The sequence below is a fragment of the Rhodococcus wratislaviensis genome (assembly GCF_900455735.1).
In the GTDB taxonomy this organism is placed as follows: domain Bacteria; phylum Actinomycetota; class Actinomycetes; order Mycobacteriales; family Mycobacteriaceae; genus Rhodococcus_F; species Rhodococcus_F wratislaviensis.
The window spans coordinates 138,940-151,822 of sequence record NZ_UAUI01000027.1; the positions used below are offsets into that span (position 1 = coordinate 138,940).

General features: G+C 69.2%; 13 protein-coding genes. 10 read left to right on the forward strand and 3 right to left on the reverse strand.

Going from position 1 to position 12,883, the window contains the following annotated elements:
- Positions 1-37 precede the first annotated feature (37 nt).
- The 7 genes from DTA22_RS32580 (at position 38) to DTA22_RS32610 (ending at position 8,703) form a co-directional block, all read left to right on the forward strand.
- Entirely contained in the window at positions 38-1,144 is a 1,107-nt protein-coding gene (locus DTA22_RS32580) for a MadB family AAA-type ATPase (protein WP_112302170.1), read from the forward strand.
- A 2-nt stretch (positions 1,145-1,146) separates the two neighbouring features.
- The gene (gene madC, locus DTA22_RS32585) at positions 1,147-2,682 is read left to right on the forward strand and encodes a MadC family VWA domain-containing protein (protein ID WP_112302171.1); all 1,536 of its coding nucleotides are present in this window, start codon (positions 1,147-1,149) and stop codon (positions 2,680-2,682) included.
- A gap of 138 nt (positions 2,683-2,820) precedes the next feature.
- A complete protein-coding gene (locus tag DTA22_RS32590; RefSeq protein WP_304363920.1) occupies positions 2,821-4,008 on the forward strand; it encodes an iron-containing alcohol dehydrogenase in 1,188 nt (395 codons plus the stop codon).
- A 4-nt stretch (positions 4,009-4,012) separates the two neighbouring features.
- Positions 4,013-5,353, forward strand: coding sequence for a MadS family sensor histidine kinase (locus DTA22_RS32595; protein WP_037244525.1), 1,341 nt, complete (start codon positions 4,013-4,015; stop codon positions 5,351-5,353).
- A complete protein-coding gene (locus DTA22_RS32600) occupies positions 5,350-6,036 on the forward strand; it encodes a MadR family response regulator transcription factor (RefSeq protein ID WP_037244527.1) in 687 nt (228 codons plus the stop codon). Before DTA22_RS32595 ends, DTA22_RS32600 begins: the two co-directional genes overlap by 4 nt.
- Before the next feature lie 70 nt (positions 6,037-6,106).
- The gene (locus tag DTA22_RS32605; RefSeq protein WP_112302173.1) at positions 6,107-7,042 is read left to right on the forward strand and encodes an ABC transporter ATP-binding protein; all 936 of its coding nucleotides are present in this window, start codon (positions 6,107-6,109) and stop codon (positions 7,040-7,042) included.
- Positions 7,039-8,703, forward strand: coding sequence for an ABC transporter permease (locus DTA22_RS32610; RefSeq protein WP_112302174.1), 1,665 nt, complete (start codon positions 7,039-7,041; stop codon positions 8,701-8,703). Before DTA22_RS32605 ends, DTA22_RS32610 begins: the two co-directional genes overlap by 4 nt.
- A gap of 25 nt (positions 8,704-8,728) precedes the next feature.
- Here DTA22_RS32610 and DTA22_RS32615 read toward each other — a convergent pair whose 3' ends face one another.
- Positions 8,729-9,262: a putative immunity protein gene (locus DTA22_RS32615; RefSeq protein WP_112302175.1), complete on the reverse strand. Its 534-nt coding sequence runs from the start codon at positions 9,260-9,262 to the stop codon at positions 8,729-8,731.
- Between the two features lie 42 nt (positions 9,263-9,304).
- Complete coding sequence (locus tag DTA22_RS32620; protein ID WP_112302176.1) at positions 9,305-9,607, reverse strand: putative quinol monooxygenase; 303 nt, start codon at positions 9,605-9,607, stop codon at positions 9,305-9,307.
- Between the two features lie 95 nt (positions 9,608-9,702).
- Between DTA22_RS32620 and DTA22_RS32625 the strand changes: the two genes are divergently transcribed.
- Entirely contained in the window at positions 9,703-10,197 is a 495-nt protein-coding gene (locus tag DTA22_RS32625; protein WP_218027726.1) for a DinB family protein, read from the forward strand.
- Positions 10,198-10,216: 19 nt separating this feature from the next.
- Here DTA22_RS32625 and DTA22_RS32630 read toward each other — a convergent pair whose 3' ends face one another.
- On the reverse strand, positions 10,217-10,672 hold the full coding sequence (locus DTA22_RS32630) for a hypothetical protein (protein ID WP_112302178.1): 456 nt from the start codon (positions 10,670-10,672) through the stop codon (positions 10,217-10,219).
- 223 nt (positions 10,673-10,895) lie between these two features.
- On the opposite strand from DTA22_RS32630, the gene DTA22_RS32635 reads away from it, so the two are divergent.
- Complete coding sequence (locus tag DTA22_RS32635) at positions 10,896-11,441, forward strand: DUF6226 family protein (RefSeq protein WP_146777810.1); 546 nt, start codon at positions 10,896-10,898, stop codon at positions 11,439-11,441.
- Positions 11,442-11,571: 130 nt separating this feature from the next.
- Positions 11,572-12,882 (forward strand): HNH endonuclease, encoded by a 1,311-nt coding sequence (locus tag DTA22_RS32640; protein ID WP_409372738.1) that lies wholly within the window; start codon positions 11,572-11,574, stop codon positions 12,880-12,882.
- The last annotated feature ends 1 nt before the right edge of the window (position 12,883 follow it).

Below are 12,883 nucleotides of genomic sequence, written 5' to 3' on the forward strand. Positions count from 1 at the left end.
ACCACCACACCGCTGACGAAGGACGGACGCCCCGATCATGACTGCACCGCACACAGCCCCGGAACCGGAGGACATCCGCTTCGCCGACGGCGCGGAACTGAAGGAGGCGTTGCGCGAGGTCGACTACATCGCCGACGACGAGTTCGCGGTCGTCGTCCACCTGGCGACCGCGCTCGAACGCCCGCTGCTGCTGGAGGGGCCTGCCGGCGTCGGCAAGACGGAGCTGGCGAAGTCGCTGGCCGAGGCGTCGGGGCGAAAGCTCGTCCGGCTGCAGTGCTACGAAGGTCTCGACGACAACCGGGCCCTGTACGAGTGGGACTACGCGAAACAGCTTCTGCACGTGCAGATGTTGCGTGACCGCATCGGTGAGAAGATGGCCGCGTTCGACGACGTCGCCGAGGCGTCGCAGTTCCTGGCCGCTCAGGATTTCGGGTTGTATTCGGAGAAGTTCCTGTCGGTCCGTCCGCTGCTCGAGGCGATCCTGTCGCCGGAACCGGTGGTGCTGCTCGTCGACGAGGTGGACCGCACCGAGGAGTCGATGGAGGCGTTGCTCCTCGAAGTTCTCGCGGAGGGGCAGGTCACCATTCCCGAAGTGGGGACGTTCGTCGCGCGGTCGGCGCCGTGGGTGATCCTGACGTCCAACGACACTCGCGAACTGTCACCCGCTCTCAAGCGTCGTTGCCTGCACTACCACCTCGGCTACCCGACGCCGCAGCGTGAGCGGGACATCGTGACGGCCAAGGCCCCCGAGGTCGAGGACGCCGTCGCGGCGGAGGTGGTGGATCTGGCTCGCACGTTGCGGCAGTTGCCGCTCCGCAAGAGTCCGTCCATCGCGGAGGTCATCGACGCGGCGCGGGCGGCGGTGGTCCTGAAGTCGACGGGGGTGGCCGTGAGTTCGCAGGCCGCGGTCCGAGACATCCTGCTCACCGCCCTGCTCAAGTACACCAGCGACGTCGAACTGGTCCGCACCCGGCTGTCCGGCGATCAGCCTTTCCCGGCGGAGGTCGAGGAGACCGCTCCGGCCGGGCCGGTGGAGCGGGTGACGGTCGCATCGCGGCCGGCCAACACCACCACAGCAGTATTCCGCGGGCGCGGTGGCCGCGACCGTGGCGGCATCGGTGCGGGCCGGCAGGGCAGGCGCTGACGATGCTCCGCCCGCAGCCCGACCCGTCCCCGTCCCTTCCCGCGCAACTCCTCGACGTTCTCGCGGCGTCCTTCGGAAAGGTGTTGCGCCGCTACGGCGTCGCCGCGTCGCCCGCCGAGGTCATCGAGGTTCGCCGGGTGTTCGGCTTGGTCGGCGGCCGGGACCTGCCCACACTGAGGGCGTCGTTGCGCGCGGTGTGCGCGAAGTACACGTACGAGCAGGCTGGATTCGACCGCGCCTTCGACGTGTTCTTCGCATCGGTCAGCGACGCGGCACCGGACGCGCGTCCCCCGTCCCGGACCGAGTTCGCGGAGGGCCTGCCCTCCGCGCTGGAGGTGGCGGACAACGCGGAGACCGCCCGGTACGCGGAATACAACGAGCGCGCCGCCGAGGTGGGCGACCACTTCGACACCCCCGAGGCGCAGAAGGGTTTCAACCCCCACAAGGACGACGACGATGTCAGCATGACGTCGAGCGACGCGGATCTGTCCGTCGATTCGGAAGCCGAATCCGGACGACGCGGCGTCACGTACACGGTGGAGGTCGAGCGGGCGGCGAGCACCGCCGTCGGTGACCTGGCGTCGTCGACGAGCGGTGCCGTCGTCGGATCGTTGTCCTGGGATGATCCGGAGTCGATTCTCGCGTGGCTCGACGCCTACGACCCGAGCAAGGTCTACGCCGATTCCGATGGGGTCGAGCCTCTCACCGCGGCCCAGTTGAACCGGCTGGCGGAGGCGGTGGAGGCCTTCGTCGGCGCGCTGGCGGACGCCCGGGACCTGAGCGCCGGACCTGCGAAAGGACCGGAGACTGCGAGCGGCACGGTGGCGGCCACGACCCGCGCCGAAGTGAATCAGGCGTGCTACGAGGTGCTTCGGCGGATGCGCGGGCCGTCGCGTCCCCGCCCGCGCGAACTGGCGCGGGGCCGGCTCGACATGCGCCGGACCGTGCGCGCGAGCCTGCGGACCGACGGCATACCCTTCCACCTCATGGTGAAGGCGCCCCGCCCGGACCGGGTGCGGGTGCTGATCCTCGCGGACGTGTCGCTGTCGGTACGACCCGTCACCGCCTTCACCCTCCGGCTGGCACAGGCCATGCACCGCCGGGCGAGCCGCTGCCAGGTCCTGGCGTTCGTCGACCGGCCCGTCGACGTCACGGACACCCTCCTCGCCGGGACCGACGACGACGCGCTCGCATCGGTGCTCGCCGACCCGCGCATCGATCTGGAGGCGAGCAGCGACTACGGCAAGGTTTTCTCCGAGGTGCTGACCGAGTTCGGCACCGACGTGAACTCCCGCACCTCGGTGGTGGTCGTCGGCGACGGGCGGTGCAACGGCCTGCCCCCGGGTGTGGACGAGTTCGCCGAACTGCGTCGCAAGGTACACCGGCTGGCCTGGATCACCCCGGAACCCGAGCGGTACTGGAATCAGGCGTCGTGCGCGATGCCGGAGTACGCAGAGATCTGCGACCGTGTCGTCGTCGCGCGAGATGCCGCCCAGCTGATGTCCCGCGCCGCCGAACTGGGGCACGCGCTGCGGTGAGATCCGTCCACCTACCCGATCGGGTAGGTACCGTGCCTGTCCTTCGGTGGGTGTGGGAGCTCGTCCCGGACCGTAAGGTCTAGGTCAGGGTCTTGTAATCTGGATCACATGCACGCAGGTGTCGGGAGGAGTGTCGACTTGTCCGTGTCCTATCCGTCCACCCGCACCACCGCCCCGGGCCGGCTGGTGAAATTCCATGCACCCGAGATCGTGTTCGGTATCGGGTCGATGGTCGAGGCCGCGCACGCGGTACTCCGCCTCGGTGGGGCCAGGCCGATGCTCGTCACCGATCCCGGTCTGATCGACGCCGGCTGGGCGGCCGAACTTCAGGATCAGCTGCGCGAGCAGGGCCTCACCCCCGTCGTGTGGAGCGCGTTGACGCCCAACCCCAAGGACCACGAGATCGCGGCCGGGCACGACGCGTATCGCGAGGGCGAGTGCGACGTCCTCGTCGCCCTGGGCGGCGGCTCGGTCATCGACGCGACGAAGGGTATCGCCGTGCTCGCCGCGAACGGGGGCAACATCCTCGACTACGAGGGAGTCGACCAGGCCACCAGTCCGATCCCGCCGCTGGTGATGGTGCCGTCCACGTCGGGTACGGGCGCCGACGTGTCGCAGTTCTGCATCGTCACGGACACGAGGCGGGGCACCAAGATCACCATCATCGGCCGCGCGCTCGTGCCGGACGTGACCGTGATCGACCCCAGGCTGCTGACCACCATGCCGGAGTGGCTCAATGCGGCGACCGGCCTGGACGCCCTCACTCACGGCATCGAGGCGTTCGTGTCGCTGGCCCACAACCCGCTCACCGACCACCATGCGCTCCGCGCGGTCGGGCTGGTCACCGACACCCTCGTCCGCACCATCGAGGAGCCGATGGAGATGGAATCGCGCGCCGTCATGGCGCAGGCGAGTCTCGAAGCCGGCCTCGCGTTCACCAATGCGATTCTCGGTGCCGCGCACGCGATGAGCCATCAGGTCGGGGGACTGCTCGACCTGCCGCACGGAGTCATCAACGGCATCCTTCTTCCGCACGTGATCCGTTTCAACGCCACCGACGACGCCACCCCCTTCGTCGCCATCGCCGCCGCTCTCGGTCTCGAGGAGCGTCGAGGAACACCCGAGGAGGCTGCTCTGGCGGTCGCGGACCGGGTGGAACGCCTCGCCCGCGAGGTCGGAGTTCCGAAAGGTCTGGGGCAGTTGGGCGTTCGCGAAACCGATCTGTCACGCCTGGCCGAGTTCGCGCTCCGCGACGCGTGCATGTCGACCAACCCGCGCACAGCCACCCAGGAGCAGATGGTGGCGCTGTTCCGGACTGCGCTGTGAGCGCATGAACGCCCCGGACCTGTCGACGCTCACCGGACTGCGGTCCGGCAAGCCGACGTTCTACCCCCAATATCGTGGCGCCGCGGAACGTCTCGAACGTGTCGTCCATGCTCTGGAACTCATCTCGCGGGCCCTCGTCCGCACAGTGGAGGGCCCCGAGACCCTCATCTGCGCGGTCGCCGAGGCGGCCCGGGCGCACCTGGACGCGCGGTGGGTCGCGTTCGCCCTCGCCGACGGCATGCTGCCCGACGCCGGCCCGCGCCGGCTCGTCCTGGGGCCGGACGCGACGCCGTTCCTCGTCGACAACGTCGAGGGCCCACCACTGCCGGACGAAGTCGTGACGTGTCTGGCCGACATCCGGTCGGCGCGCACCGGGGGCGCTCCCGTCATCGACGCGCACCACGCCTTCGTGCCGATCGTCCTCGAGGGTGGCGTCGTGGGAGCGTTCGCGGCCTGGACGGCCGAGCACCGCACGCTCGATACCACCGACGGCGCAGTTCTCAGCATCCTGGCGAGTCAGACCGCCGTGGCACTGCAGAATTCGGCGCTCTACCAGCGGGGTCAACTGCTGCTCGAGCGGGCCGAGCACGCGTACTCGGAGGCGCGTCGCAACGCCTCCGATCTGGCAGTGCGCAATGCAGAACTCGAATCCACCCAGCGTCAACTCGGAGCGGCCCACCGGCACCAGGTGCTCGACGAGGAACGGCACCGGATCGCCCGCGAACTCCACGACAGCGTCACGCAGGCGGTGCTGTCGGCGGGCATGCAGATCGAGGTGTGCCGTAGCGGTGTCCCGGACGACGAACGCAGTGAGAGGCTCGACCTTGCAAAGGAATTGACGCGTCGCGCCGTGGAGCAGTTGCGCTCGGCGATCTACGCGCTCAATCACTCCGGCGGCTCCGACCGGACGTCCCTGCCCGAGATGCTCGAGCAACTCGGGGTCGTGCACATGCCCGACGAGCTCGCGGTCACGGTCCGCGTCGGCGGCACACCCGCTGAGCTGTCCAGCGACCGGGAACACGCGCTGCTGCGGATCGCGGGGGAGGCACTGTTCAACGCGGCTGTCCACGCCAACGCGACGCGCGCCGTCCTGAGGCTCACGTACTCGGCCGATTCCGTGTTGCTCTCCGTCGCCGATGACGGAGACGGAGATCCCAAGCGGATGCGCCTGCTGCTGCGGATGGCGGCGAACAACGACCTCGACGGGCACCACCGTGGGTTGGCGAACATGCAGGCCCGGGCAGCCGAGTTGGGCGGGACTCTCGAAGTGGCGCGGGCCAGGATCGGCGGAGTCCGGGTGGCTGCCCGGATTCCGTTACATTCCGACAGTGAGGTGGATCGATGACCATACGAACCTCGGTGCGCGACCAGACCGGGTCCGCTCGCCCCACGTCGGTGGTGAAGCTCGTGCTCGTCGACGACCACGCGATTCTCCGTCAGGGTCTGCGTTCAGTCCTCGAGCGGGAGCCGGATCTCGAGGTGGTCGGGGAGGCGTCGTCCTTGCAGGAGGCGCTGGCCGTCGTCGGTGACGTCGCGCCGGATGTCGTGCTGATGGACTTGAAGTTGTCGGCTGCCTCCGACTACGAGGGACTGGCACTGTGTGCGCAGCTGTCCGCCGCGGACGGCAAGATGGGTTTGCTCGTGCTCACGACGTTTCTCGACGAGCAACTCGTCGTCCGCGCCATCCACGCCGGCGCCCGCGGATACGTGGTCAAGGACGTCGACACCACCGAATTGGTGCGCGCCATCCGCGCCGTGTCCCGCGGCGAGAGCGCGTTCGATTCACGCAGCGCGTCGGCGGTGATCCGGTCGCTCAACGGTCAGACGACGCCGCGGGACGGGCTCACCGAGCGTGAACTCGAGGTCCTGCAACTCCTGGCCAAGGGGCTTTCGAATGCGAAAATTGGTGAGCGGCTGTTCATCTCGGCTACGACGGTGAAATTTCACGTCAGCAACATCATGCGTAAACTCGACGTCAGCCGCCGGGCGGAGGCCGTGTACGAGGCGGGCAAACTCGGTTTGATCTGACCCGGCCCCGTCGCGGCGGGGGCCGCGGAACCCGTCGTGACCACCCGTGAACCGGCGTAGCGTCCCCATCATGGCTGCGATCTCGGTGGAGAATCTCGTCAAGACGTTCGGGCCGACCCGCGCACTCGACGGCCTCGACCTCGAGGTGGGGACCGGGGAGGTGCACGGATTCCTCGGCCCCAACGGGTCCGGCAAGTCGACAACCATCCGGGTACTCCTCGGCCTGCTGTGCGCGGACTCGGGCAGTGCCACGCTCCTGGGCGGCGACCCGTGGCGCGACTCCGTGTCGCTGCACCGGCGGCTCGCCTACGTTCCGGGTGACGTGAACCTGTGGCCCAATCTCACCGGCGGCGAGGCGATCGACCTCCTCGCGGGATTGCGCGGCGGGCTCGACGAACCCCGGCGCGCGGAACTCCTCGAGCGCTTCGAACTCGATCCGACGAAGAAGGCGCGCACGTACTCGAAGGGCAACCGGCAGAAGGTTGCGTTGGTGGCCGCGTTCGCGTCGGACGTCGAACTGTATGTGCTCGACGAACCCACGTCCGGGCTGGATCCGTTGATGGAGTCGGTGTTCCAGGACTGCGTCGAGGAGATGTCCGACGCGGGGAAGACGGTCCTGCTGTCGAGTCACATCCTCGCGGAGGTCGAGGCGCTGTGCGATCGGGTGAGCATCATCCGGGAGGGCCGCACCGTGGAGACCGGCACCCTCGCGGAACTGCGTCACCTCACGCGCACGTCGATCACCGCCGATACGCAGCGGCCGGTGACCGGACTCGATGCCGTCGAGGGGGTGTACGACGTGCGAGTCGACGGCCTGCACACCCGGTGCGAGGTGGATACCAGCGCGATCGACGGGGTGCTGCGCCATCTGCTGACATTCGGGATCATGTCGCTGACATCGACGCCACCGACGCTGGAAGAGTTGTTCCTCCGGCACTACGGGGACGAACTGGCCCGAGAGGGCGAGAACCACCGGCGGGCCGAGTCCGGGACGCGGACGCGATGAGTACGGTGACGGCGCCGGCGACGGCCGGCCGCGGCCAGTACGCGGGCACCGTCCGGCTCGTGCGGCTCGCCCTGCGCCGCGACCGCATCCAATTGCCGGTGTGGCTGCTCGCTCTCGCAGTGCTGCAGGCATTCTCGGCGTCGAGCGTGCTCGGCCTGTATCCCACGGTGCCCGACCTGCGCAGTTTCGCGATGGCCACCGCGGCGTCGCCGGTCGCGCTGGCCACCAACGGTCTGGTGTCGGGGTACAGCGCCGGCGCCGTGCTCGCCTGTCAGATCGTGATGCCGATGTCGCTGGCCGCCTGCCTGATGACCACCCTGCTGGTCGTGCGGCACACCCGCCAGAACGAGGAGACCGGCCGCGCCGAACTCGTCGAGGCCGCCGTGGTGGGCCGGAAGGCACTGCTCACCGCGGCCCTGGCGGTCGCGGTCGGTGCCAACCTCGCTCTCGGACTGCTCAACGTCGTGGTGCTGATGGCGGCGGGTCTGCCACTGGACGGGTCGGTGGCGCTCGGCGCGGCCGTCGCCGGTGCCGGTATCGCGTTCGCGGCGATCGCCGCGGTGACGGCACAGGTGACGGACAGTGCCCGCACCGCCAACGGGCTGGCCGGGGCTGCCCTGGGCGTGGCATTCCTGTTGCGTGCGGTGGGGGACATGACGGGGACGGTGACGGAGAACGGCACGCGGGTGGTGAGTGGCTGGCCGACGTGGGTATCGCCGATCGGCTGGGCCGAGCAGGTCCGCCCCTACGACGACAACGCCTGGTGGGTGCTGGCGTTGCCCGCCGTGTTCGCACTCGTGGTCGGCTCGGTCGGCTTCGCCCTCACCGAGCACCGGGACGTCGGCTCGGGGCTCGTGCCGACCCGCCCGGGCCCCGCCCGCGCGTCCCGTTCGCTGCCGACGGCGGTCGGATCGGCGTGGCGGATGCAACGGACGATCCTGTTCTGGTGGGCATTCGGAATCGCCGTCCTCGCCGTGGTGTACGGCGCGATCGCAGACCAGATCGACGACTTCCTCGGCGAGGGCGAGCAGGTGGCCGACATGATGGAACAACTCGGTGGCGGCACGACGAACATGGTCGACGCCTACTTCGCCGCAATTTTCGGCATGATGGCGATCGCGGTCGCGGGCTACGCCGTGCAGGCTTTGCTGCGGATGCGCGGAGAGGAGTCGGCGGGGCGACTCGAACCCGTTCTCGCGACAGCGGTCTCGCGTCCGCGGTGGATTCTGGCGCACGTCGGCCTGGTCACGGTCGGCATCGTCGTCCTCCAGGCGCTGACCGGGGCGGCGACCGGTCTCGCATACGGTCTGGTGACCGAGGACGTGCCGGGGAAGGTCGTGAACCTCACGGGGGCCGCCCTCGTCTTCGTACCGGCGATCGGGGTGGTCGCCGCAGTGGTGGTGTTGGCGTTCGGCGGCGTCCCGGCCTGGTCGGCCGGGCTCTCCTGGGGCGCGCTCGCGGTCTGCCTGATCTTCGGATTCCTCGGATCGCTGCTCGGGCTACCACAGGCGGTCCGCGATCTGTCGCCGTTCACGCACGTCCCGCCCGTTCCCGCCGCGGAGGTGACGGCCACTCCGCTGCTCTGGCTCGCGGTGGTCGCCGTCGTCGTCGGTGCCGTCGGAGTGGTGCTGTTCCGTCGGCGAGACCTCACGAACTCGTAGCGGCACAGGGAGGCTGGGTCGACGGTCAGCGACGGAGGTCGGCGTCCAGCATGCGGATCAACTCACCGACCCGTCCACCGCCTCCCGGCGCCGCCGGAAAGCGTCCGAGCACCGCGACGACGACTGGTGTCGCACGATGTACCGCTTGCTCGACGTGTCCGGCACCGACGGTCCGATCGTCACCGGCGACGAGCTCGGCCGCCCTGGCCGCGTGAGCGCCCGCGCCCAGAATGTGTTTGACCTGGGTGGCCTTGGCCAACGGATGCAGATAGGCGGCGCCTGCCGCAGACATCGCTGCCCACGCTGCCTCGCGCGCAGCCGCAGTGTCCGTGCCCTTGGCTGCCGCGAGCGCCGCCCACGCTGTGTCGCGCAGAGATTTCCCACGCTCACCACCCCGCGCGAATTCCCACGCAGCCGTGATCGCATCCCGGGGCCGCGAGTCGTGCGGCTGATCGGCCTCGAATATCTCGAGGACCACCTCCGCACACCCCGCAGCAAACGCGGTGACCTCACGAAGTTCCTGCGTGCTCAGAACGATCTCGCTCGCTTCCCCTGCCATCGTTCCATTTTCGACCATCGAGGCGGGTGCCGTACCGCGCGTTCACGCTGTGTCTTCCCCGAACAGGGTCCGCACGTCGGCGACGTCGTACTCGGCTACCGACGCCGACAGCATGTCCGCGCCCTGCTCATCGCTCGGGCCGTTGCCGCGGAAGGTTTCGACCGCCGCATGCGACTCCCAGCGCTCGAAGACGTTGATGCGGCCGGGGTCGATCAGGTCGGCGGTGATGGCGAAGTCGAGGCAGCCGACTGCACCGCGTGCCTGTTCGACGACGCCCACGCAGCCTGCGAGATAGGACTCGCGCTGCTGCGGTTCGACGGTGATGTGTCCTGCGACGATGACCATGGGTTCGCTCCTCTTCCTGGCGTAGTCGTGTCGAGCGGCTCATCCGATACAGACAGCGTGCGCGCCCGAAACTCATCGCGATTATCATGCCCACCATGGGGGCATCGGAGCCGGAGTGCGGCGGGTGGACTGTCGATCTCCGTGGCCGGTTGGACGAACTGGTCGACGGGTACCGGGCTGCTCTGCGCGGCAGTCTGGACGGTCTGGACGAGGAGCAGGCGCGTCGGCGTCTGGTGCGCTCGAAGACGACGCTGCTCGGATTGGTCAAACACGTCACCTACGTCGAGGGCGTGTGGTTCGACCAGGCGGTGACTGGTCGCTCGTACCGGGAGATCGGCATCGCGAGCACCCCGGACCGGTCGTTCACCCTCACTCGGGCCGACACCATCGCATCCGTGCTCGACGCCCACGCCGAACGCTGTGACGCATCCCGGCGGACCATGGCCGCTCTGGCGCTCGACGACACAGTCGACGGCCGGGGCGAGCGCACCGTGTGGGCGCTGTACCTGCAGGTACTGCGTGAACTCGCCCAGCACGCCGGTCACGCCGACATACTCCGCGAGCAGGTCCTCGCCGACCGCATCCCGTGATCGCTGGTGGTCGTGTGCCCTACTGGGGGCGGATCGGATTGCAGCCGACGCTGACGTAGGTGACGATCCCCTCCTGCAGTCCGCACGTGGTGAAGGCGCCCGTCGAGACGCCGACCTCCCACCACGGGGCACCGATCCCGCCGACGCACGATCCGGTCGACGGTGTGCCCGTCGGCACCCACAGGCCATCGCGGCGATAGCCCTGAATCCACGGAATGTGCGAGACACCCCCGGGTCCCGGAATCGCTCGTGGCGTCAGGCCGAAGCACTCGACGGTCCCGATGTGGACCGCAGCCATACCATCAGGCACGCCCTGCGCCGTGCAGTGCGAGGTGCCCGATGTGGGCGTGGTGCCGGTGTGACAGTCGGCCGACGGTTCGGCCTGGGCGGGTGCAGCGGCAACCGCGACCACCGCGGCGGCGAGGGCCGACGATGCGGCCGCTCCGGCGAGGAACCTGCGGATCCTGTGGGTCATCGGATACTCCTTCGGGTCCGGCGGCCCCGCTCCTGACGATCGGGCCCGTACGGTGCTTCTGTCGCTGCGGCATCGGATTTCGTTAGCCGTGCGGCGATGAGCCCGGGTTCAACGGTGGCCGGCGCCGCGGTAAATCCGTTGACGACTGTCGACGGTGTTCGCGACGATGAACCGTTGTGGCGCCGACCGTGAGCGGCGGGCCGAGCCGAGAGGGACCGAGGTTGTGGAGGACCCACCGGAGGACGCGTATGGGCGGGTGACGAATCCGGAGCGGTTCGCCTCGCTGATCCCGGCCGCCGAGGTCCTGATCGCCGATCTGGGACGTCGGTTCGATGTCGTTGTCGACCGCGGACCCGCACCGCCATCGAGGTCTCGGACGGTGGCGACCCTCGAATTGGTGACGATCACTCCGGTTCAGCGGGATCAGGCCCCGCTGACGATCACCTTCACCTCGTTCCCCGGCCTGTACCTGAGGGCGGGAGCGTGGCAGGACTTCGCGCTACCGGCATGTGGCTGCGACGCCTGCGAGGAGGACGCGGAGGACGTCCTGCGCGAGTTGGCCGAGTACGCGGAGGCGCTCACCGCCGGACGGCTTTCCGAACGGATCACGGGCCGCCACCGCGCTGTTCTCGAGTTCTCCTGGGAAGGCGACGACTGGCGTCGCCACGGAACGACGACGCTGTCTGCGGCGGACGTGAAGGAGCTGCGCGCCCGGCCGGTGCAACCGCCGGCCGATGGCCATTGGTGGCCGTGGTCACCCTGCCGCTGACTCAATCCAGGTCGCGTGACCAACACGCGGCTCCAGCGTCGGGGGAGATGGTCGAACCTGCGCGACGGACCTGTCGGAGCCTTCTATTGCTGTGGTCGCGTTCGATTGCTAGAGTCGAACAAAGTTTCGAATGACCTTGGGGGAGGTTGTTGTGGGGGAAGTGATGGCGGCGGATCTGGACGAGTTGCGTGCGTTCACGGCGCGGCTGCGATGCGTCGAGGCGGGTGGGGACGCCGGGTTGGGGATCGAGTGGCTCGATGCGATCGAGTCGTTGAAGTCGGTCGGGTGTGCGGTGCAGGCGGTGATCACCGACGGCGTCGCCACGAGTATTCGCGCGGACCGGAGGGCACGGGGGTTGCCGCGGGCGGACTGGGCCCGCGGCATCGCATCGCAGATTGCGTTGGCGCGCAGGGAATCCCCGAATCGCGGCGGTCGGCACCTCGGTTTCGCGCAGGCTCTGGTGCACGAGATGCCCCACACCCTGGCCCTGTTGCGGTCGGGCCGGTTGAACGAAAGGCGCGCCACGTTGCTGGTGCGGGAGACGGCGTGCCTGTCGGCGCAGGATCGGGGAAACGTGGACCGCCGGTTGTGCTCGGACCCGGCCACTCTCGACGGGGTCGGCGACCGCGGGCTGATCGCGCAGGCGAAAGCGTTGGCGGTCGAACTCGACGCCGCGGCGGTCGTGCGCCGGCACCGCAAGGCGGTGTCGGAGCGTCGGGTCACGACGCGCCCGGCGCCGGATTCGATGGCGTATCTGAGCGTGCTGATGCCGGTCGAGCAGGCGGTGTGCCTGCAGGCCACGCTCGGCCGGGATGCGGACAGCCTGATCGCCACCGGGAACAGTGGAGGTCGCACCCGCAGTCAGCTGATGGTGGACCTGTTGTTCGACCGCGGCACCGGAGCGTCAGTGGCGTCGGGTGTGCCGGTGGCGGTGAACCTCGTGCTCTCGGACGAGACCTTGCTTGCCGGTGGGCACGAGGCCGCGCAGTTGCAGGGGTTCGGGCCGGTGCCGGCAGGAATCGCCCGGCGACTGTTGGCGGACGCCGTCGATAGTGATATCGAGACGTCGGTGCGGCGGGTGTATTCGTGCCCGCAGTCGGGGGCGTTGACGGCGATGGAATCGCAGTCGCGCACCTTCCCGAAGAGCCTGAGGACGCTGATCGACCTGCGGGACCGGACGTGCCGCACCCCGTGGTGTGATGCGCCGATCCGGCATCACGACCACATTCGCTCACGCCGAGAATCCGGTCCCACGACGGCAGACAACGGGTCCGGGCTGTGCGAGGCCTGCAACTACGCGAAGGAAGGCGACGGATGGACCGCCCGCCCGGTACACAACCCCGGCGGCACCCATCTGCTCGACGTCGGCACCCCGACCGGGCACCACTACCGATCGGCGGCGCCGCCGCTCCCGGACCCGGCGCATCTGCGGGCATCGTGAG

Coding starts and splice junctions, on each gene's coding strand:
- DTA22_RS32580 (WP_112302170.1), top strand. CDS start 38: ATGACTGCACCGCACACAGCCCCGGAACCGGAGGACATCCGCTTCGCC.
- madC (WP_112302171.1), top strand. CDS start 1,147: ATGCTCCGCCCGCAGCCCGACCCGTCCCCGTCCCTTCCCGCGCAACTC.
- DTA22_RS32595 (WP_037244525.1), top strand. CDS start 4,013: ATGAACGCCCCGGACCTGTCGACGCTCACCGGACTGCGGTCCGGCAAG.
- DTA22_RS32600 (WP_037244527.1), top strand. CDS start 5,350: ATGACCATACGAACCTCGGTGCGCGACCAGACCGGGTCCGCTCGCCCC.
- DTA22_RS32605 (WP_112302173.1), top strand. CDS start 6,107: ATGGCTGCGATCTCGGTGGAGAATCTCGTCAAGACGTTCGGGCCGACC.
- DTA22_RS32610 (WP_112302174.1), top strand. CDS start 7,039: ATGAGTACGGTGACGGCGCCGGCGACGGCCGGCCGCGGCCAGTACGCG.
- DTA22_RS32615 (WP_112302175.1), bottom strand. CDS start 9,262: ATGGCAGGGGAAGCGAGCGAGATCGTTCTGAGCACGCAGGAACTTCGT.
- DTA22_RS32620 (WP_112302176.1), bottom strand. CDS start 9,607: ATGGTCATCGTCGCAGGACACATCACCGTCGAACCGCAGCAGCGCGAG.
- DTA22_RS32625 (WP_218027726.1), top strand. CDS start 9,703: ATGGGGGCATCGGAGCCGGAGTGCGGCGGGTGGACTGTCGATCTCCGT.
- DTA22_RS32630 (WP_112302178.1), bottom strand. CDS start 10,672: ATGACCCACAGGATCCGCAGGTTCCTCGCCGGAGCGGCCGCATCGTCG.
- DTA22_RS32640 (WP_409372738.1), top strand. CDS start 11,572: ATGACCTTGGGGGAGGTTGTTGTGGGGGAAGTGATGGCGGCGGATCTG.